Below are 21,898 nucleotides of genomic sequence, written 5' to 3'. Positions count from 1 at the left end.
GATCGAACTCCCCAATCAGAGAAGGTATCAGGCCCTATGGAAGTTAGCGAACTGCTCAACAATTACGAAAAAGGACAAAGAGACTTTGCTGGAGCCGATCTGGGCGGGGCAAACCTCAGCGGAGCAATCTTAATCGGAGTCAACCTTTCGCGAGCTAATCTTTCCGGGGCGAACCTCAGCAGAGCATTTCTCACCAAAGCAACGCTCAAAGGCGCACTGCTGCACAGAGCAAATCTGAGTTTTGCCAAAATGGGCGAAATCCAACTCTCAGACGCAGATTTGACAAAAGCTAATTTGAGCGGAGCTTTTTTGGTAAAAGCAAAGTTACCGAGAGCAAAGTTAAGCGGCGCAACTTTAACCAGCGCCAACCTACGGAGTGCTGTGTTGTGGAATGCCAATTTGTGCAGCGCCGACTTGCAATTAGTTAACTTCCTCGGCGCAAATCTGACGGGAGCTAATTTTAAATGGGCAAACCTTTACGGTGCAAAGCTCAACAGTGCCAAACTTTTTGGAGCTCAATTAACCGGAGTCAGTCTGCGACGAGCGCAGTTGACAGGCGTGAATCTTTGCGGTGCAGATTTGAGCGGCGTTAATGTGAGCGAAGCTAAACTGATGGGAGCTAATTTGGAAGGCTCGAATTTGGCGGGAGCAAATTTCAGTGCGGCTCAGTTGCGGGGCGTTAAATTGGCGGGAGCAAACTTAACTGGGGCTAAGTTTAGAGGAAGTTGTTTGATCGGGGCAAATCTGAATTGGGCAAAGCTGTGTCAAGCTGATTTGATGGCGGCAGATTTGAGCGAGGCGACGTTAATAGGAGCCAATTTAGATAATGCTTTGTTGACTGGAGCTATTTTGCCCGAATCCACTAGGCGCTACTTTTCCTTAGGTGGGGCGTGCAAAGTCAATTCTTGGGAAGTTTCGGAAGTTAAAAATTGGTAATTGGTAATTGGTAATTGGTAATTGGTAATTGGTAGTATCAAATCCGTTGATATCGGATCTAAAATCCTTATGACTGTTAATTTTGGGTTGGTGCTGGTAACTGCTGCATCGGAGGCGGATGCGGAGAATATCGCTAAAACTCTAGTTGAACACAAGCTGGCTGCTTGTGTTAGTTTGTCGCCAATTCGCTCGATTTATACTTGGCAAGGCGAGATTCATGCCGAGTCGGAGTGGCAGTTGGTGATTAAAACTGATTTGGCTAAATTTGAGGCTTTAAAAACAAAAGTTCAGGAACTCCATTCCTATGAAGTTCCCGAAATTATTGCTATTCCCATTATCGCTGGCAGCGAGGCTTATCTGAATTGGCTGGGACAATCTTTAGGTTCGAGCGTTGGGAATGCAATTCCTTCATGATCCACCTATGAAGACGGACTGAAGTTTCTACTAAAAACGCTCAGAAACCTACATATTTTGACTGCTAGGGCCGATAACACCGACTTTGTGGCGAAAACTTAGTTCGCCGCCGAACCAGCCTGTAACGCCCAGCAAGCTGGCAACGACGACCGACAGTGCTAAACCTGTAAAGACGATCGGCTCAGCAGCATTTCCTTGGCGCAACACCAGGTTAATCAGCGAAAGTACCAGAGCCGCCACATTGCCGCCCATGTGCAACCAACCGGCACTGCGATCGCGCACTCTTTTAATTCTCGTAAAATCTAAAAAGCCCGTGATTCCCGCCAAAATCCCCGCAGCAAAGCCTGCACCAATCAGCCAAACCGAAGCTCTCGCCCAAAATGGATCGCTTGTCAGCCAATAACCGATATCTGTACCGGCGGCTGCGACTAAAAAGGCGATCGGAAACACGATCAGCACTGGGTGGAGGGGATGACCTGCAACTGAAACTGTACTCGTAATGCCGGCGTCGCGATACTCTGTGTCGTCACTTTCTAGAATCGGCGGAATATTGGGATAGGGCGTACTATTTGTTTGATTTGTTTCCATGATTTCTAGCGATAAGTTTTCTACCTACAAAGCCAGTTTTATTGGATTGAGCTTAATCCCAAATTCGCTCGCCATTTTCGTCAACGCGGGCCTGTCGAATTACGTCGGAAATTTCCTCGGCGTCTTTGACGTGGTGCAAAGCTTTCTTTTCCCCGTCCGGTTCTTCTACGATCACATAAGTTGGAACTGTAACTACATCTCCCGTGATGTCGGGCACGTGGTCAACTGCTAATTGCTGAGCTTTTTCTTCGATGCTTTGCGGTTCGTCGGAAATGCGATCGCCCGGATTGACAGTACGGCGCATATCTTTGCCCGGTTTGTCGATACTCATAAAACCTCTGTGGTGTTTCTAATTTTGTGCTGTCTGTAATTGCTACTATTGAACAAAAAATGTGCCTGCGGTAACATCTCCCAAGGGGTGTAAGTTGCAGTTATGCCGATCGCGCATCACCTCTTTCTGTAGGTAGAGACTTTTGGGCCTGTTCCGAAACAACCTAAGCTAAAATCTAAGCATGATATTTTCCTTCCCTTTGAGTTGCTCATGAAAAGTTACGATTGGATTGTTGTTGGCGGTGGCATTACGGGTGCAGCCCTGAGTTACGAACTCGCAAAAAAAGGTTTTGCTGTGCTGCTTTTGGAGCGAGATGCTACCATGCAAAATGCGACTCGTTTTAGTTATGGAGGCTTAGCTTATTGGTCTGGCACGACTGATTTAACTCGTCAATTGTGTCGGGAAGGTATCGAACGCCACCGCAATTTATCGGCGGAATTAGACGCTGATACTGAGTTTCGCGAGTTGGATCTGTTGCTGACAATTGATGCGGACGCTGATATTGAAAAAATAGTAGAAAATTACGCGCATTTTGCGATACCTCCGCAGCTTTTGAGCGTTGCAGAAGCTGGCGAGTTGGAACCTTTACTGAATAAAAGTGCGATCGCCGGAGCTCTAACTGTGCGTCACGGTCACATTTCCCCGACAGCCACAAATATAGCTTATTGTCAAGGGTTTGCGCGGTTGGGAGGAACTATAAAAATTGCTGAAGTAACTGGTTTAATAGCAGAGGGAAATCGGATTTCGGGAGTCAAGACGGTACACGAAAGTTATGCTTGCGAAAATGCGGTGATTTGTGCTGGAGGTTGGAGTCGAACTTTGCTCAAGGCGGCTGGCATTTCTGCGGGAGTTTATTTTAGTCGCGCCGAGATTTTGGAGACTGAACCTGTCGATTTGAAACTCAGGACTTTGGTGATGCCCGCGGTATTAAAACGTTTTGAATTGGAAGCTGAATCGAGTAAAATTGAGGTAGATTTTCTGTGGGATGAACCGGGTAATGAGTTGTTACCACCGATTTTAGATGCTGGTGCAATTCAATTTAATGATGGCAGTTTGCGGATCGGGCAATTGTCTCGAACTTTGAGCGATTTGAATGCTAAAGTCGATCGCGAAACCAGCGAAACCGCAATTCGTGCCGGAATCGGCAAGGTTTTGCCAGCTTTGGCCGATTTACCCGCAACTTGGCACGATTGTATTGTGGCATTTAGCGCGGATAAGCTCCCCATAGTTGGGGAAATTGGTTCTCGCCCTGGATTGCACGTTTTTTCGGGTTTGAGCAATCCTTTGGCGATTGTACCTGCTTTAGCTGAGCGATTTGCTGATTCGGCAGCAGGATCAAAAGATTGGGCGATTAAGAGCGGGATAGCTTCGCTTAACGAGATTTTGTCTCCCAATAGATTTGCTTAAAATGAAATACAAGAATAATGCGACGATCGGATATCATATCACTGATGACCAATGACTAATGACCAATGACCAATGACTAATGACTAAGAAAAGGCAGCGCGACAATAAATGTAGTACCTTTGTCGATCGCACTTTCCACACTTATTGTACCCCCGTGCAGATCAACTATGTGTTTAACAATGCAAAGTCCCAACCCCGATCCTTTAATATTGCCTACATTAGCACCCCGTTCAAACTGCTGAAATAATCTCCCCTGATATTCCGCTGTCATCCCAATTCCTTCATCTCGAACGGAAAAAAATATTTGCTGGTTTTCGCAGCTTAATTCTAAACTGACATTGCCGCCATTTGGAGAATATTTAATAGCATTTAAAAGCAAATTAGTCAGGAGGTTGTGCAGCAATTTTGCATCGAGATTGGCGTGCAGTGGCTCTTTTGGGGCGCGGAAAGTTACCAGGTGTTTGTCGGTGACGAGCGGTTGTAGTTCTTCTAAAAGATAGGTGCAGAACTCCGTTACATTTAGCTGATTTAAATTCAAGGAAAGTTTGCCTGATTCGGCTTTGCTGAGCATTAAAATATCCTCCAGCAATTCGCTCATATTGCGGACGGCTTTTTTGATGCGAGCGACATTTTTATTTGTACTTCCTGGCGTTCTCTGCAATTCGCTATCTTCCAGCATTTCAGCCGATAGCTGTATGGTAGTCAACGGAGTATTTAAATCGTGGTATGCCATTGAAATAAATCGCGCTCTATTTTCGCTTTTTGCTGCTGCCAATGTAATTATTTTTTGCAGCCTAACTGCTTCTTGATGTTTACTCAGCACTATTTTAATGGTGGCGTGTAGCTCTCTTTCTTTAAACGGTTTGAGGAGGTAGCCATAAGAACCAGTATTTTCGGCTCGCTGCAAAGTTTCGTCGTCGGCATAGGCAGTTGTATAGATAATTGGGATATCTAATTTTTGATTGATTATTGCTGCTGTTTCTATGCCATCAATGTCGCCTTTGATGACTATATCCATTAAAATTAAATCTGGTCTCATTTCGGCTGCGCGCTGTATGGCATCGACTCCAGAAGAAACGATGTCGGCGATTTGATATCCCAATTTTTCTAATTTTTTAGATAAATTTTTAGCGATTAATAATTCATCTTCGACAATCAAAATATTAATGATTTTTGCTGGTAAATCCATGTTTTTACAACCTCTGAGAATAGTTTAATTCGTTAAATGTTAAGTGAAATGCTGTGCCGATTTGCCTTGACAGTTCAATGGTTCCTTCTAACTGCTCGGTTAAAGTGCAGACAACTTGAAAGCCCATAGAGTTAGTTTTTCTAAAATCTAAGTTTTGAGGAAAGCCGACGCCATTGTCCTTAACGAAAAGGTGGATTTCTCCATCGCTCGTTTGATAGCATTCTACACTAACTGTCCCGCTAGTACCGTGAGGAAAAGCGTGTTTCAGGGTATTTGAAACCAATTCATTAGCAATTAAACCGCAGGGAGTAGCAGTCTCAATATTTAGGGAGATTGGTTCAGCTAATACCTGCAACTGAATCCGGTTGTCACTTATATTGTAAGAGTGAAACAAGTTACTGACCAAATCTTCTAGATATTCACCAAAATTAATTTGCGCCAGGTTAGTCGAGCGGTACAGTTTCTCGTGAATCAGAGCCATAGAATAAAGGCGATTCTGACTTTCTTCAAACATTTTGGCTATTTGGGGTTCGGCAACTGTGTTAGATTGTAATTCTAACAGACTGGCAACTACGCAGAGGTTGTTTTTGACGCGATGGTGAATTTCTTTGAGCAAAATCTCTTTCTCTTTGAGGGAGATTTTCAAATTTGCTTCCGCTTGTTTGCGATCGCTCAGTTCCGTTTGCAGTTGCTGGTAGAGTAGAGATTGCTGAATGGCGATCGCCAATTGATTCACCAACTGGTGAAATAAATTGATTTCCCATTCTTGCCACTCCCTGGACTTATCGCACTGGTGGGCAATCAGCAATCCCCAAAGTTGGCTGTGCTGAATAATTGGCACGACTAACTTTGCTCTCACTTTAATTTCTTTCATAAACTCCACCATACAAGGTGCAATGGAGGGGTGATCTAGTTCGGATAACGCACAAATTCGCCCTTCCAAATAAAGCTGATAATTTTGAACCGGAAAAACCTCTTCGCCAAAACATCTATCCACCAGTGGGCTGCATCCTTCTGCCACCGCTTCCGCAATGACTCGGCCGCTTTTTTCCGGTAAAATTTGATAAACCAAAACTCGATCGGCTAACAAGACTTGCTGGAGTTCGGCAACCGTGGTATTGAGAATTTCCTCTAATTGCAAGGACTGGCGGACGCGACGGGCGATCGCCTCTACCAGCCGTTCTTGCTCGAACTGCTGTCGCAAAGCTATTTCAGCGCATTTAGAATTGCTGATATCGGCGGCGTAACCAATAATTTCGATCGGAATACCGCTGCTGTTAACCAATAGTTTTAGTTCCGTCCGCAGCCAGCGGTAAAATCCGTATCCGTGCAGAAAGCGGTACTCGCAAATGCAATTTTTTCTCTCGGACAAATCAGAAAAATTTACGATAAATTGCGCTCTATCTTCCGGGTGAATACGGCTCGACCAAAAGTCAGAATCTGCTAACACCTCTTGGGGGTCGTAGCCAACGATTGCCTTAACGTTGTCGCTGATGTAAGTAATACAAAAATTCCCCGTCGGTGTGGCAGTAAAAATTACCGCCGGATTAGAAGCAAGTAAAAATTGCAGGCGTTCTTTTAACTGCTGCAATTCCATTTCTGCCCGCTTGCGGCAACTGATATCTTCGATCGCCCCCATGCTGTAAACAGGAATGCCATCGCGATCGCGAATCAGCGTCACCGTCAAGTTTGCCCACATCAACTCGCCATTCTTCTTCGTCAAGCGTTTTTCCATTTGGAAGCGAGAAATATTGCCATCGACCAACTGCTTGATTTGCTCGAATTCTGCTTGTAAATCTTCTGAGTGGGTGACATCAGCGAAACTCATTGCTGCCCAGTCCACATCGCCGTAGCCCAACATCTGGCGGTGAGCTTCATTCACCTTGATCATGCGGTAGTCGCGCACGCTTGCCAAACCGATCGCAATTGGAGCATCATCAAACAAATTGCGAAACTTTTCCTCACTCTTTTGCAGTGCAGCTTCTGCGTGTTTGCGAGCAGTAATATCCCGCGCTACCCAGATCACTCGATCGACTCCCAGTGGCGAAATACTGCCATCAAACCAGATTAACTTCCCACCAATTTCCATGCTGTATTCAACTCTGTGGGTTTCCCCAGATGCCAAGGTTTGGTGAATGTGGCTGAGGCAAAAATTAGCTTCCGCTTCCGGCAACATTTCGGCGAGGGTTTTGCCCAGCGCTTTAACAGCCCGTTTGTAGAGCAGTTGGGGAGACGTGGGGGCGACTTTGAGGTAGCGGCCGCTGGCATCGAAAACCAGCACGATATCCGTCATCGCATTAAACAGCGCCAGCAGTTCAGCTTCGGAGTTTTGCAATTTTTCTGCGGTCAATTTACCTGTTAATACGGCCTGTTCGTAGTGTTCAGTGCGTTGCTGGACTCGCTGTTCTAACTCTACGTTGAATTGTTGCAAAGCGGTTTCTGCAAGTTTGCGATCGCTAACTTGTTTTTCGATTTCTGACTTGTTTGCTAAGAGATCACACTGTTTTTGCTGAAGTTTTACAACTTCTTGCTCCAACATTTTGACGACGCTGTAAATTTCTGGGCGAATCTTTTCTTCGCTGACTAAACCTATGAGTTGACCTTGTTCGTCCACAATTGGCAAGCAATCGATCGAGTGTTGACAAAATAGCTTAAATGCGCTAAAAATATCTGTAAATTCTGATTCTTTTAAGATAATTAAATTCCGCGTCATTGCATCGACAACTTTCATTTCTTGCCATCCTGATTCGGTGGCTAGGTTCAGCATATCACCTTGGCTTAGCAGTCCGACTAGCTGATTTTCCTCGACAACTAAGACGCAACTAATCAATGGTTTTACCGTTGCGTTTGAGTCTGGCAGCGGACAAGGGTTTCTCGCCAGACGCATCAGGGCGATCGCATCCCCGACGGAAGTTGAGGGCGCAACCGTCACAGGATGGCGATCGATAGCGGCTAAGGGCGATCGTAAATTTGTCAACAAATTAGCAAATTCCATCAGTCTAGACCTAAAAAGTATTATTAACTAACTTTAGCAACACTTTTAGTCCTCAGCCAGATGACTGATAACTGATGACTCATGACTAATGACCGATGACTAATGACTAATGACTAATGACTAATTGTTTTTTTACCAACCAGCAGATAAGTTTTCATTCCCCCTTTGCCTTTAACTTCAATAGTTCCCCGCTCCTGAAGCAAATATTTGTGTTCCAATAACTTATAAGTAGTTTCGCTGACTTGAATCCGCCAAGGCAAACCGTGAGATTCCATCCGGGAAGCAATATTTACCGTGTCGCCCCACAAATCGTAAATAAACTTTTTGATCCCAATTACTCCCGCAACGACCGGGCCGCTATGAATCCCGATGCGGATGCTAAAATATTTATTATTGTTAGCATTAAACCGAGCTATCTCTGTTTGCATATCTAATGCCATTTGGGCGATCGCCTCAGCGTGATCGGCCCGGAGATTTGGCAGCCCTCCCACGGCCATGTATGCGTCGCCGATAGTCTTGATTTTCTCTAAGCCATGCCGTTCGCACAACAGGTCGAACCCTGAAAAGATCTGATTCAGGAGATCCACGAGTTCAATCGGATTCATGACCGCAGACAAAGCTGTGAACCCCACAATATCTGCAAACAAAACAGTCACTTCGGGAAAGTATTCGGCAATAGTAGTCTCGTTTTTCTTCAAGCGTTCTGCTATTGTCTTGGGCAAGATATTTAACAGCAACTTTTCTGATTTCTCTTGTTCTTCCCGCAAGGCATCTTCTGCTTCCTTGCGTTCCGTAATATCGTGGTAACTCCAGACTCTGCCAATAATTTTATCTCCCAGCCGTTGCGGCTCCGAATAGCGTTCAAAAAATCTGCCATCTTGAAATTCCAACAAATCGAAACTTTCGGCTTCTGGCTGATCGTAAAGCGATTCTATTCTCTCTTGGAATGCTTGAGGGTCTTTGAGTTGGTTCTGCACAAAAGCGATCATTGTCTCATCGTCTCGCAGTGCCATTACGTCGCTAGGTACGCCCCACATTTCCACAAATTCTCGATTGAAAGTAACTATTTTCCCGTTCCTGTCAATAGCCAAAATACCGTCAGCAGTAGAATCAAACGTTGCTTGCAGCAACGACGCAGATTTTGCTAGAGCATCTTCCGCCATCTTTCGAGCAGTAATATCTCGTAAAATAGCGCGAATCGCTACTAACGAACCTTCTGAAAATTTACAGCTTATGCTACCTTCTAGCAAAATTTCTTCGTTTTTTTTAGTAATAAATATTGCTTGAATATAGTCTGGATAAAATGTATTTATATTGACATTTTTTTTGACAATAGCTTGATACAATATATCAATAGACTCTTGGGAACTATTAGGATGAATAATATCAAAAACAGTCATTTCAGCAATTTCTGCTTCGCTATAGCCCAGAGTTTCCCGCCAAGCCCGATTCACATACAAAAAATGACCGTCGGCTCCAATACTTTGAATTAAGTCAGTAGCATTTTCAAATAAATCTCGCAGTTGTTCTTCGCTTTCCCGCAAAGCTATTTCGGCTTGCTTGCGCTTGATAAATTGACCTAGTTGGCTGCCGATTGTTGCCATTGTCTGGAGCAATTCTTCATCAAAACACTGCACTTCGCCGCTGAAAAAAGTCATCACCCCCAACACAGATCTTTCAGAATTTTCATGTTTGTAGTCGCCCAAGATAGGGAAGCCAAAAGCTCCGTGCAGTCCTTCTTCTGCGGCGATTTCTCGGCGCAGAAAACTGTCACTTTTTGTGACATCTGCGATCCACTGAGGGGAACCGCTAGCCCAAACAATACCGGGCAATCCTTCCCCGAATCCACAGGTCATTTGTTCGCCAAATTCGGCAAATTTAGGGATAGAAACCGAGCGTTTTCTCCAACTGATCACGCACCGCAGTAAATTGGAGTCAGAAACCGCAGTTACTCTCTTACTTCCTGACAGCAGTTTTTCCCCAGCTTCCGGCATCCAAAGTTCGGCGCTATCCCATCCCAAACTGTCGCAAATTACGGGGAGAATTGCTGTTAGAGCTTTTTTGATTGTTTCAGATGTAGACAGGATACGAGTGGTGACGTACTGAGCTAGTTTTCGCTTGCGGGCTCGCTCTCTATCTGTAACGTCGCGACCAATGTACACGAAATCTTGGAGGGCGGCCCTTGTTTGAGAAATCCCTTGAATTTCACTCGGAATTGCCGTACAGGAAAAAGCAACTGTGAACTTTTCTCCGGTTTTTGCCGTGCAAACTACTTCGATATTGGTTTGAGAGGATTGAGGCTGCTGTTGGCTGACTGCTTGCAAAGATTCACCATCAGCAGCAAGAGCGTTTATTTGCTGTCCTACTAATTCTGATTCGCTATAACCGAACAAATCTTGAGCCGCTTGATTGATTTTTTTAATTTTTCCCGATGCCGTTGTCACCAACAAAACTTCGGCCATTGAAGTAATGATTTTTTCAACATAATTATTAGTAGCCGCTAAGGTACTCAATAAAATATTCATTTCATTGGTAGCTTGGACTAGAGTTTGTTCCAAACCCATCCTGTCGGTTACGTCTTCAAAAAATACAATTAATCTGTGATCGTTCTCGTCATTTCTGAGTTCTACGATATACATATCAAAATAAAGCCGCGAGCCATTTTCTAATACCCGCGTCATCGCTTTTAATTCAAAATTTGGCAACCGCCATTCCAAAATATCGATTAAAATTTCTTCAGTTCCCACCAATTCTGGAAAAGGAAGGCGGACATCGTTGCCGACAAATACTTCTTCGGGACAGTCAGCAAAGCGCTGCACATTGAGAGATATCTCTTCGATGAAAAAGTCTTGATCCAGTGCTAGGTACTCCAAGTGGTGGGGAACTAACAGTTTTTTTAACAGGGTTGTCATGTTAGATTTTTTATTGGTGAACGCGCCCTCTGTTCGTGATAGTCATTAGTCATTAGTCGATTTTAGATTTTAGATTTTAGATTTGAAATTTTAGATTTGAAATTTTAGATTTACTCCACAGATGAATCTGGCAGCTTGAACTTTTGTCTAAAATTTTGGGTTCGACCCTGACGTTCGCGTCGGAAAGCAAGTACCCATTTTGGGGCGGAGTCATACCCAAATTAAAAATCGACAATCGAAAATCTCAAATCGTATTACCTCTATTTGTAAAATGGAATGGTGACTATAAATGTAGTCCCTAACCCTGTGTCGCTAGAAAATTCGATTTGACCTCCGTGCAAGTCTACACACTGCTTGACTATGGATAAACCCAGTCCTGTACCGGGTATTTTTCCGACATTTTGGGCTCTGTAATAAGATTCAAACAGTTGTTCTTGGTCTTCTATAGGAATGCCAATGCCTGCGTCTTTAATTTTAAATGTAGCTTCTTCATTATGACAATTTAATTGAAAATCAATATAGCTGTCGATCGGCGAATATTTGAGAGCATTTGAAAGCAAATTTGTCAAGATGTGTCGCAGCAATTTGGCATCCAGTGCGTGCCAGTATTTTATTTCCTCCGACTCCCGATCAGTTTGTTTCGCGGGCGGAAGAGATTTTCGGCAAGTAAAGTTAATTTTATGATTTTGTCCGTAACTAATTTTAATGGACTCTACTAACTCGCGGCAAAAATTTTGCAAGTCAACTGGTGCGGGATTGAATTGGAGTTTTCCTGCTTCGGCGCTGCTGAGCAGCCGCACGTCATCTAATAGCTGAGCCATGTGTTTGGATGCTGATTTAATGTGTTCGAGGTATTCTTTTTTTTCCTCATTGGTGATTGCGTCGCCGTATTCTTTAAGGATTTGAGTAGCAAATAATACTGTATTTAAAGGATTGCCGAATTCGTGAGCGAGCATCGAGAAAAAACGAGATTTTAGCTGTCTGAGTTCTTGCTCTTTTGCCAAAGAGTGGCGAATTTCCATGTCTTTTTGCTTGCGTTCTGTGATGTCCCTGCCGATATAGACAAAATCGTACAGCCCCTTTAATTCTGTCTGAATTGCCGAACAGGAAAATTCTACCCAAATTTCTGCTCCAGCTTTAGTAGTGCAGACTACTTCCAATTCTTTTAGCAGCTCTTTTTGAGACAAAATATAGCGGTGGCGAGCTTGGTAAAGCAAGGTTTCTTCGACTACTATTATGGAGAGGGGATGGTCGATTAATTCTGCTTCGCTGTACCCAAATAACCATTGTGCCGATTGATTGACTGTTTTGATAATTCCTAAGGTTGTTGTCACTAACAAAGCATCGCCCATCGAGCCAATAACTTTATCTATATAATCTTTAGAAGCTGCTAGGGCGCTCACCAACAGATTAGCTTCGTTCGCTCTCTGAATTAAGGATTGCTTCATCACCATTTTTTCGGTAGCATCTTCAATCAAAATGAGCAAATTATTTGCCACATCTTGTTCGTTTTCATGTTCTACCACCAACATATCGAAGTATAAAGGGCGATTATTGTCGGCAAACCGAGCGATACCTTTGATTTCAAAACCCGGCAGCCGTCCCATAATGATAGACATGAGGATATTTTCAATGCCAATCAGTTCGGGAAAACTCATGCGAGCATCTGCACCGGGTATCGCGTCGTCGGGAGTATCGGCATAATTCTGCACTTTGGCGGAGGTTTCCTGAATGATGAAATGGTGATTTACTACAAAATACTCTATTTGTTGCGGGCCCAATAACTTTCTTAAAAGGGGGTTCATACTTGTTCTACCATTGTGTAAGCTAGTTTATGAAAGATTTCGTCAACGTCTTTGCCTGTTTTAGCCGATGTGGTGTAAACTGCTATTACTTTGTCTTGACCAATTGAGTGAGAGATTTCTACTAGCAGTGCCAATTTTTCCTCGTCAATTAAGTCTACTTTGTTCAAAGCGATGATAATTGATCCTTTGGGATTGACTGAAGAGAAAAGCTTAATGTGTTCGGAGATTCGCTCAACTGTTTCGGTTCGGCTGACATCGGCAACGATTAAAACGCCGCTAGCTCCTTGCAAGTAAGTCGGTGCGATTCCTTTGAATTTTGTATGCCCTTCTAAGTCCCAAATCAGCAACTTTGCTGTGATATTTTCCTGCTGTTTGGTGTTTTCTAATATGATACTTTTGCGGGAAATTTTTACTCCGACAGTGGAGAGGTACTCGTCGCTGAATTGCCGATCGACTAAACGGCGGATCAGGCTGGTTTTGCCGACGCCAAAGTCGCCGATCATGCACATTTTTTTAGATATAGTAACTGACATAATTATTTGCTGTTGATGGTCTTAGTTATTGGTTCAAATATCACGCATCTGCTTAAAAGTAGCGGTTGATTGGGTTCCACGCCTGCGGGAGGATTTTGGCTACCAACCACTTGGAGGCGTTTCGGGTCAGCACCGACGCGCACTAAAGCCTCTCGCACTGCTGCGGCACGCTGGAGCGACAACCGTTGATTTGTGACAAGTTCCCCAGTGCGATCGCTGTGTCCAATTATCTTAATCTGTTTTTGAGGATATTGATCCATGAAATTTTTGACACTGGCGATGATGTCTCCAGATGTTGAGTTTAATGTTGTCGTTCCTTGGTCGAAGTAGATGCGGCTGGAAATCTTCAGCGGATCTAGTTTAACAGTGCTGACGACGGACTGAACGCCGGGAATTTGCTTGAGGGACTGAGCAATTTTTTGTGAGTCTGCATCATCCATGACTGTCCCCTCTACTGTAACTTTGCGATCGCCATACTGACTAGAAATAGAAACGCCCGATAAGCGGTTCAAAACAACAGTAATCCGCTGCACCTCAGCCGCCGTCAAAACTGGATCGGGAGGTACATCTACAGCGATAATTTGATTGTCTAATTTCAGATTTGGTGCAGTTGATGCGGCTATTTTTGCGGCTTTTGCTCGCAATTCTGGATTTGGCAATTTTCCGGTTAACTTAAGAGTGTTGCCCTCAACGTCGACGCTTAAGCGGTAAACCGCTAATTCTGGGGTCGAGGCTAGAGCTAAAGCGGCATTTGCTTCGAGGCGGCGGTCGATGCTGCTGCGGTGCTGATAAATTCCCCAAGGTACTAAGATTAAGCTCAGCGCTGCCATGCTCAGGCCGAGCAGCATCAAGGGGGGTTTTGTTGATTTTTCCTTGTTGGGCGGGTCTAATAAACTTTGGATCAACGGGTGCAATGACTGCGGTATAGTACCGGGATCGCCGTTAAACTCGTGAATTAATTTAGCGTAATTAAGGATAAGTTTACTAACTGTTTGTCGGACTTTGTTGATGAACGAGTCTGGCGGTTCTCCTTTAATTACCACTGCCATGTAGCAGTATCCCGCTACTTCTAGTATAATTTTTGAATCGCCGTATTCAATTTGATTTAGTTCGGAAATTTCTCCTGGCTGAACGATGCACTCATTAACAAAGCTGCGAATAGCTGTGAGCATTCCTGCTACCATTTCCGATTCTAACTGGTAGTCGCCTGAGTGTTGAGATTCGGAAATTACCAAGCCTGATGCTTTGTGAATTAAGAATGCTGCTTGGACTGTAAAAGGTATTGATTCTCTGAGGATTAATTCAGCTTCGGAGACTCCTTGTACTTGGGAGCGAATTTTGCGCCCAACTCCTTCCATGCTCATGGCATTTGACACTTTTTCATTGATTGTCTTGATAGCTTCTGCCATGTATCTGGAAATAGTGCTGCCAATGACGGGATAGAGAGCATCCACCATAGAGTCGCGTTCGAGTGCTATTTGGGCTGTAATCGCTTTGCCCATTTCCGGGGCGAGGGCTTGGGCGATCGACTCTTGGTCGAGGCGAATTTGCTCTTTAATTGCCATGCCGATTTCTGGGGCGATCGCCTTAGCAATTTCTTGGGGCGAATTTTTTATTTGTTGAGCAAGGGCGTCTGGGAGCAATTCAGCGATCGCCGAACTCATTGCTGGTCTGTTTTCTACCGTTTTTGCCCTAATTACTTCATCAATAATTGGCACGATCGCGTTAACAACTTCTTCTCTAGAATCGGTAATTTTGCGGCTAAGAATTTCTGCGATCCAAGGCAGCATCAGGGCGATCAGCTCTTGGGGATCGTGGATTTGGTGTTCGAGTTTTCCTAATTTATCGTCGATGGTTGTCAGCAGGTGGCGCACCCCCGGCAAGTCATTTTGTGCGAGGAGATTTTTCACTTGCTCGATATCCGACATTTGCGAGCCAAAAATTAGATTTTGCAGCCTTCCCATCGCGTTGTCGGCTTCATTTAAGTCCTGTTTAATTTCGCCTAATATTTCTGCTCGCTGCGATATCGGTGTCGGCTGTTCTTGCAAGTCTGGCATTGATGGTAGCGAAGCAACCACCGCATCAAAATATATTTTTTCTGACGGCTGTGAAAGTGTGGGAACGGCGCAATTCGGATCAGTTGCTGCGGGTGATGCCACAGTTTGGGGAGTGGGCGAATCCTCTAAAGCGGTGTCAAAATCCTGGGATTTTTCCGCCTGTACGTACTGGGGAGAATCTAATTTTTTCGAGTTGGGCAATTCTGTTATCGGTGGCGATGCTTGCTCAAAATCCGTCTGAGCGATCGCAGAAACATCTGCTAAAACATCTATAGTTTTAGCTGAGGAATAGTTTTTCTCGAGGTCTGAACTGTTGAGTTTGTGAGTAGCGAATAGCCTACTTTTGGACTCATCTGCAACAGCCGGGGAAGCAGTGGAATCCGGTTGGCGAGAGCCAGTTTCTGGGACACTCGCTGCAATTTCCTCTGGCTCTGCGGAGGAAATACCTAGCAAACCCATCAACCCGCCGAGGGCCCCAGCTCGATCGTTTTTGTCTCTGCTGTCACCTTCGGACTCTGGATTTTGCTGCGCTGTAATTTCCTCTGGCTCTGCGGAGGAAATACTTAACAAATCCATCAACCCGCCGAGGGCCCCAGCTTGATTATTGTTGTCGCTGTTGTCAGCTTCGGACTCTGGATTTTGCTGTTTTGAACCAGCAATAATTTTGAGATCGAGCAACAGATTCAACAAGGGTTCTAGCTGGGTTGCTGCATGAGCAGCAGACTCGTCAGGTTGAGAAACAAAACCCTCTAGCTGATTTTCAACTTCCGGATTTTCTTTCGGTAAAGCCATGCGTTATTATCCGTGATTGTGGCGCTCCGGCAACAAGAATTCGTTATTTAACTTATTATCAGTAACGCCTTTAAGTTCGGGGACAAATTCTGTTCCTTTGAGCCTCATGCCTAGTTCAAACAGAATTTCTGCCATGTCGTCTCTGGAAACTTTAACATCTCTGAGCATGGAAAAGCGGCGATCGAGTTCTTCAAAAACCTGTGTTTTCAAAGTGCGAGTTTCTTCGGAGAGTCGCTCTCTGGTTTGGGAGAGTTCGTCGCGAATGGAACTGGTTTGATTGTCTATCGCCTCGTCGAGGGCTTCGATGGTGCTGGAGCATTTGCGGTTAACGCGATCGATTTGCTGCCGGAGATCGGTGGTTTCTTCTTGCGTGTTTGAGGTGAGCGATTTAACTTTTTTTTCTAACGAATCAACTGCGGCCCTCATTTCTGTGGACAGAACTGTTTTCACTTGTTCGATGCGAGCGTGCATATCTTGCTGCATCATCGACATCTCGGAATCTATTTTATCAAAGCGATTGTCGTATTCTCTAAGCTGCGCCCCGAAAATTATATCGCGAATCTGGTCAATATTTCCCAGGCGTTCGCGCATTTCTTCTTTCGTTATTTCGGCCATGATTTTACCTCGAATCTCCAAAAATTGTGAGTTTAAGAACTGTACTATATTTTTTGTTAAACGGCTAGTCGAACTGTTTGAGCAGGCTCAAAAGACGTACTGCCGACTTTTACTGTGATTGGTGAGAGTTGTCAGCTATAGGGGCTTTTTGACTTGGCATAGCTCGAATGTTAGACAGTCCCACCCCTTCGTCGGGGATGAGATTCTTGAGAAATTTCACTCTAAATCTCCTGAAATTCAGGTTCTTGGAGGCAATCATCAGAGCCACAACGAGGCTCCCGAAAATAGCGGTTTGCTATGCTTGCCTTGCAGCAAGCTGCTCAATTGTAGACTGTCTCGCAGCCAGCGACGTAGGTTTTAATGTTTTGTACAGATTTTTCTATGATATCCCATATTGACAGTGCCGGTGGGCCAGAGGGCCTGGCCACGGCAAAAAACGGGCGGGGGCGATCGCACAGGTGCCATTATGTATAAGACATAACTTGAAAGATCAAAGTCGGCGGTTGAAACCGCGCCAAGACAAACTTTCGTCCGCCTCCGCGGACTGAAGACTAGAGTTCAAAATCTCTCCCCGTCTCCCTCTCTCCCCCCGTCTCCCCGTCTCCCCGTCTTCCCCTTCCCTATAAAAAAGCGTAGGGCCCGATCGACAACGACCAGACCCAATAATATGAGAGCTTTGTTTTTTGTAACAAACGAGATGTGTTTCCGGTAAAGAACAATTACTTCTTACTAGGGTTTACAACTTGTGCAACTTTACTTTTAATCCGCAAGCACAATAAGTCTGACTCGACTGCGGTTTGGCTTGACTGCGCGATCGGCAGTTCTACCACTATTCCAAGTTGTGTTCGGTTAATTTCGGCTGCTCTTGGGAATCTAGACCGGAGACACCATGCCTATATCCTCGAACTTTGTTTCTAAGTATAGCGACCTCCTGTTTCTTTCTGTCCCGGTGTCTATTATTAAGTTAGCACGAGCTTTGGGAGGAGTAAAGCACAATTTGCAAAACTTGATGGGTCTTTACATTACTAAGTATAATGATATGAATATCCACATAGATGTAAGTTAGGACTCACGCACTCCGAACAAAGAAACCGGGTTTTTTCACCGAAATTGAGGATTTTAAGCAAGTATTCTGGTTGAAAAACCCGGTTTCTGGACATCCGTGCGTAAGTCCTATAAATTCTATTGTTGCGACATCTTTACATACTTAACAATTTTTGTCATGTCTATTTCTCCTAAGTTTCTCAGTGGTAGTCAAATTCGCCAAACATTCCTCGACTTTTACGCCGATCGCGGACATAAAATATTACCGAGCGCTTCTTTGGTTCCCGAAGATCCGACAGTGTTGCTGACGATCGCCGGAATGCTACAATTCAAGCCGATATTTCTCGGCCAGCGCACCGCAGAATCACCGCGCGCTACGACTTCGCAAAAGTGCATCCGCACCAACGACATCGAAAACGTCGGCCGCACCGCCCGCCACCACACGTTTTTTGAGATGTTGGGTAACTTCAGTTTTGGGGATTATTTCAAGAAACAGGCGATCGCTTGGGCTTGGGAACTTTCTACGGAAGTTTTCGGTTTACCGGCGTCCAATTTAGTTGTTAGCGTTTTCCGCGAAGATGACGAAGCTTTTGCGATTTGGCGCGATGAAATTGGCATTCCGGGCGATCGCATTCAGCGCATGGGAGAAGCAGACAATTTCTGGCAATCCGGCCCGACAGGCCCTTGTGGCCCCTGTTCCGAGATTTACTACGATTTCCACCCGGAAAGAGGCGATAATATTGACCTCGAAGATGATAGCAGGTTTATCGAATTTTATAACCTGGTTTTCATGCAGTACAATAAAGATGCAGAGGGCAATTTAACACCGCTGCAAAATCAAAATATTGATACTGGGATGGGATTGGAACGGATGGCGCAAATCCTCCAGAAAGTCCCCAACAATTACGAAACAGATTTGATTTTTCCGATCGTTCAATCGGCCGCAGAAATTGCCGAAATTGATTACCACAATAGCGATGAAAATGTCAAGGTTTCGCTGAAAGTAATTGGCGACCATATTCGGGCTGTGGTACACATGATTGCGGACGAAATTCGCGCGTCGAATGTGGGCCGGGGTTACATTTTGCGCCGGTTGATTCGCCGGGTGGTGCGCCACGGGCGGCTGATTGGGATTCAGGGTGAATTTACGGTGCGGGTGGCCGAAAGTGCGATCGCCCTTTCGGAAGCTGCTTATCCGAACGTGCGATCGCGCGAAGCTCAAATTAAGGCAGAATTGGCAAGGGAAGAGGCGCAGTTTCTCAAAACTTTGGAACGGGGAGAGAAGCTGCTGGAAGAAATTGTCGATCGCACAAAACAGCAAGCCAACCAACAAATCAGCGGTCAAGATGCCTTCACGCTTTACGATACCTACGGTTTCCCCTTAGAACTAACACAAGAAATTGCTGAAGAACAGGGAATTACTGTTGACTTAGACGGCTTTGAAGTCGCGATGAAGGAACAGCAAACTCGCGCCAAAGAAGCTCATCAAACTATTGATTTGACAGTACAAGGTTCTTTGGATAAGTTGGCTGAGACTATCCAGGTAACTGAGTTTGTTGGTTATGCTGAATTATCTAGTTTAGCCGAAGTAAAAGTTATCTTGGTTGACGGTCAACCTGTGGAATCAGCAGAGGCGGGAACCGAGGTACAAATTGTGTTGAACAAAACGCCATTTTATGCTGAATCCGGCGGACAAATTGGCGATCGAGGTTATTTGAAAAGCGGAGAAAATGGTGATGGTTTGTTGGTAAGAGTTGATGATGTGAAGAAGGAATCGGATTTCTTCGTGCATTTCGGCTTGGTGGAACGAGGAACGTTGAAAGTTGGCGATAGTTTGACTGCGAAAATTGACAATAGCGGCCGCCGCCGAATTCAAGCAAACCACACAGCAACTCACTTATTACAGTCAGCTTTGCGAAAAATTGTGGATGATTCAATTTCCCAAGCTGGTTCCCTGGTATCGACGGAAAGATTGCGATTTGACTTCAATTCTCCCCGCGCTGTGACAGCAGAAGAGTTGGAGAAAATTGAGGATTTAGTTAATAGTTGGATTGCGGAAGCCCACGCTGCGGATGTTGCTGAAATGCCGATCGCCCAAGCGAGGGAAAAAGGCGCAACAGCGATGTTTGGCGAGAAGTACGGCGACGTGGTGCGGGTAATCGATTTTCCAGGCGTTTCGATGGAATTGTGCGGCGGAACTCACGTCAAGAATACCGCAGAAATCGGGCTGTTTAAGATTGTTTCGGAGGCTGGGGTGGCGGCTGGTACTCGCCGGATTGAGGCGGTTTCGGGCCAGGCTGTTTTGGACTATTTGAATGTGCGAGACAGGGTTGTGCGCGATTTGGGCGATCGATTTAAGGCGAAGCCGGAAGAGTTACCCAACCGGATTACTAATTTGCAGAATGAGTTGAAGGATACTCAGAAGCAGTTGGCGGCTGTGAAGTCCGAATTGGCGATCGCGAAATCTGACCAGTTGTTAAATGCGGCTGAGGCGATCGGTGATTTCAAAATCATTGTAGCTCAATTGGGAGATGTGGATGCAGAAGCGCTGAAAACTGCGGCGGAAAGATTGCAGCAAAAGTTGGGAAATGCTGCGGTTATTTTGGCTTCGGTTGCTGATGTGGATAAGGTAAGTTTGGTGGCTGCTTTTAGTCCTGAAGTTAATAAGAAAGGATTGCAAGCTGGCAAGTTTATCGGGGGAATTGCTCAACTTTGTGGCGGAAAAGGCGGCGGGCGGCCTAATTTGGCGCAAGCTGGGGGACGCGATGCAAGTAAGTTGCAGGAGGCGTTGGAAAGTGCTCGCAATTTGTTGGTTGAAGGGTTGGGTTAATCTGGGTTTTGTGTGGGAGATTAAAACTCTTTTTATCTCTCGTTTGTAGCGGAGGCTAGATCCCCCTAAATCCCCCTTAAGAAGGGGGACTTTGATCGGAATCTTGTCCCCCCCTTCTTTAAGGGGGGCTAGGGGGGATCTGGCCTCGGCGGTAAGCAGAAGTCTATCCCAGAACCCAGAAACCCACCCAGAAACCGGGTTTTTCTCCCAAATACTTGCAAATAATCCTAAATCTCCATAAAAACCCGGTTTCTTGAGCCCCAGAAACCCACCCAAAAATCTCTTGTTTTTCCCGTGATAAAAATGTACAATATCTCAAACATGGGTAGTGCAATGAAAAGCAAAAAACAAACCTATTTCGACCTAATCGAATCCCTGATTAACTCCCCCAACAAGGAAGCAAAAATCGCCATCCTGAAAGCCAAGAAAAAACTAATAGATGATGATTTTGCGGATTTTTTGCGTAAGTGGGCAACTAAAATCATAGCAGAAAAAAAATTCCGCCAAGCTAGAGACATTATTATTAATATTTTCAACTTCAGTAACTTGATTCAAGAGTTTCCACTGGGTAGCAAAAGCAGCAATATGGAAATTGCCATTGCAGGATATGAGGTGGTACTGAAAATTTTTAACCGATATGATGATCCCGAAAATTGGGCAAAGACTCAAAATAATTTGGCTGCTGCTTACAGTAACAGAATCAAGGGAGACAGGGGTGATAATTTAGAAAGGGCGATCGCCTTTTATGAAGCAGTTTTACAAGTTCGCACCCGCGAAGCTTTTCCCCAAGATTGGGCTGCGACTCAAAATAATTTGGCAATTGCTTACAGAAACAGAATCCAGGGAGACAGGGGTGATAATTTAGAAAGGGCGATCGTATTTTGTGAAGCAGTTTTACAAGTTCGCACCCGCGAAGCTTTTCCCCAAGATTGGGCAAAGACTCAAAATAATTTGGCAAATGCTTACTATTCCAGAATCAAGGGAGAGAGGGGTGAGAATTTAGAAAGGGCGATCGCCTTTTATGAAGCAGCTTTACAAGTTCGTACCCGCGATGCTTTTCCCGAATATTGGGCAGGTAGTCAAAATAATTTGGCAGTTGCTTACTTATACAGAATCAAGGGAGACAGGGGTGATAATTTAGAAAGGGCGATCGCATTTTATGAAGCAGCTTTACAAGTTTACACCCGCGAAGCTTTTCCCCAATATTGGGCAGGTAGTCAAAATAATTTGGCAATTGCTTACAGTGACAGAATCAAGGGAGACAGGGGTGATAATTTAGAAAAGGCGATCGCCTTTTATGAAGCAGCTTTACAAGTTTACACCCGCGAAGCTTTTCCCGAATATTGGGCAGCCACTCAAACTAATTTGGGAAATGCTTACTTATACAGAATCAAGGGAGACAGGGGTGATAATTTAGAAAGGGCGATCGCATTTTATGAAGCAGCTTTAC

General features: G+C 44.9%; 14 protein-coding genes. 5 read left to right on the top strand and 9 right to left on the bottom strand.

Annotation, left to right across the window (positions count from 1 at the left end):
• Positions 1 to 36: 36 nt before the first annotated feature.
• Entirely contained in the window at positions 37 to 936 is a 900-nt protein-coding gene (locus QUB66_RS24815; RefSeq protein WP_332970061.1) for a pentapeptide repeat-containing protein, read from the top strand.
• A gap of 69 nt (positions 937 to 1,005) precedes the next feature.
• Complete coding sequence (gene cutA / locus QUB66_RS24810) at positions 1,006 to 1,350, top strand: divalent-cation tolerance protein CutA (protein ID WP_265236479.1); 345 nt, start codon at positions 1,006 to 1,008, stop codon at positions 1,348 to 1,350.
• Positions 1,351 to 1,398: 48 nt separating this feature from the next.
• On the opposite strand, the gene QUB66_RS24805 is transcribed toward cutA, so the two are convergent.
• Complete coding sequence (locus QUB66_RS24805) at positions 1,399 to 1,938, bottom strand: DUF2231 domain-containing protein (RefSeq protein ID WP_265236476.1); 540 nt, start codon at positions 1,936 to 1,938, stop codon at positions 1,399 to 1,401.
• A gap of 52 nt (positions 1,939 to 1,990) precedes the next feature.
• On the bottom strand, positions 1,991 to 2,269 hold the full coding sequence (locus QUB66_RS24800; protein ID WP_265236474.1) for a hypothetical protein: 279 nt from the start codon (positions 2,267 to 2,269) through the stop codon (positions 1,991 to 1,993).
• Positions 2,270 to 2,479: 210 nt separating this feature from the next.
• On the opposite strand from QUB66_RS24800, the gene QUB66_RS24795 reads away from it, so the two are divergent.
• The gene (locus tag QUB66_RS24795; RefSeq protein WP_332970062.1) at positions 2,480 to 3,676 is read left to right on the top strand and encodes an NAD(P)/FAD-dependent oxidoreductase; all 1,197 of its coding nucleotides are present in this window, start codon (positions 2,480 to 2,482) and stop codon (positions 3,674 to 3,676) included.
• 76 nt (positions 3,677 to 3,752) lie between these two features.
• On the opposite strand, the gene QUB66_RS24790 is transcribed toward QUB66_RS24795, so the two are convergent.
• The 7 genes from QUB66_RS24790 to QUB66_RS24760 all read right to left on the bottom strand — a co-directional run bounded on the left by QUB66_RS24790 (position 3,753) and on the right by QUB66_RS24760 (position 16,574).
• Positions 3,753 to 4,865, bottom strand: a complete 1,113-nt coding sequence (locus tag QUB66_RS24790; protein WP_265236471.1) for a hybrid sensor histidine kinase/response regulator — start codon at positions 4,863 to 4,865, stop codon at positions 3,753 to 3,755.
• Between the two features lie 4 nt (positions 4,866 to 4,869).
• A complete protein-coding gene (locus QUB66_RS24785) occupies positions 4,870 to 7,860 on the bottom strand; it encodes a PAS domain S-box protein (protein ID WP_332970063.1) in 2,991 nt (996 codons plus the stop codon).
• A 113-nt stretch (positions 7,861 to 7,973) separates the two neighbouring features.
• Entirely contained in the window at positions 7,974 to 10,772 is a 2,799-nt protein-coding gene (locus QUB66_RS24780; RefSeq protein ID WP_332970064.1) for an adenylate/guanylate cyclase domain-containing protein, read from the bottom strand.
• Between the two features lie 260 nt (positions 10,773 to 11,032).
• Positions 11,033 to 12,577 carry a PAS domain-containing sensor histidine kinase gene (locus tag QUB66_RS24775; RefSeq protein WP_332970065.1) on the bottom strand — a complete coding sequence of 515 codons (1,545 nt, stop codon included), beginning with the start codon at positions 12,575 to 12,577 and terminating at the stop codon, positions 11,033 to 11,035.
• On the bottom strand, positions 12,574 to 13,110 hold the full coding sequence (locus QUB66_RS24770; protein ID WP_332970066.1) for a Rab family GTPase: 537 nt from the start codon (positions 13,108 to 13,110) through the stop codon (positions 12,574 to 12,576). Before QUB66_RS24770 ends, QUB66_RS24775 begins: the two co-directional genes overlap by 4 nt.
• 2 nt (positions 13,111 to 13,112) lie before the next feature.
• Positions 13,113 to 15,959 (bottom strand): OmpA family protein, encoded by a 2,847-nt coding sequence (locus QUB66_RS24765; RefSeq protein WP_332970067.1) that lies wholly within the window; start codon positions 15,957 to 15,959, stop codon positions 13,113 to 13,115.
• Between the two features lie 6 nt (positions 15,960 to 15,965).
• Positions 15,966 to 16,574 (bottom strand): hypothetical protein, encoded by a 609-nt coding sequence (locus tag QUB66_RS24760; protein WP_265236462.1) that lies wholly within the window; start codon positions 16,572 to 16,574, stop codon positions 15,966 to 15,968.
• A gap of 1,222 nt (positions 16,575 to 17,796) precedes the next feature.
• Here QUB66_RS24760 and alaS point away from each other — a divergent pair.
• Positions 17,797 to 20,448: an alanine--tRNA ligase gene (gene alaS / locus QUB66_RS24755; RefSeq protein WP_332970068.1), complete on the top strand. Its 2,652-nt coding sequence runs from the start codon at positions 17,797 to 17,799 to the stop codon at positions 20,446 to 20,448.
• Positions 20,449 to 20,781: 333 nt separating this feature from the next.
• A partial coding sequence (locus QUB66_RS24750) for a tetratricopeptide repeat protein (protein ID WP_332971285.1) occupies positions 20,782 to 21,898 on the top strand: 1,117 nt, incomplete at its 3' end.

Source organism: Microcoleus sp. A2-C3, assembly GCF_036706065.1.
Taxonomy (GTDB): Bacteria; Cyanobacteriota; Cyanobacteriia; order Cyanobacteriales; family Microcoleaceae; genus Microcoleus.
The sequence above is the reverse complement of the archived record's forward strand: the minus strand, read 5'-3'. Positions and strand labels throughout refer to the sequence as shown.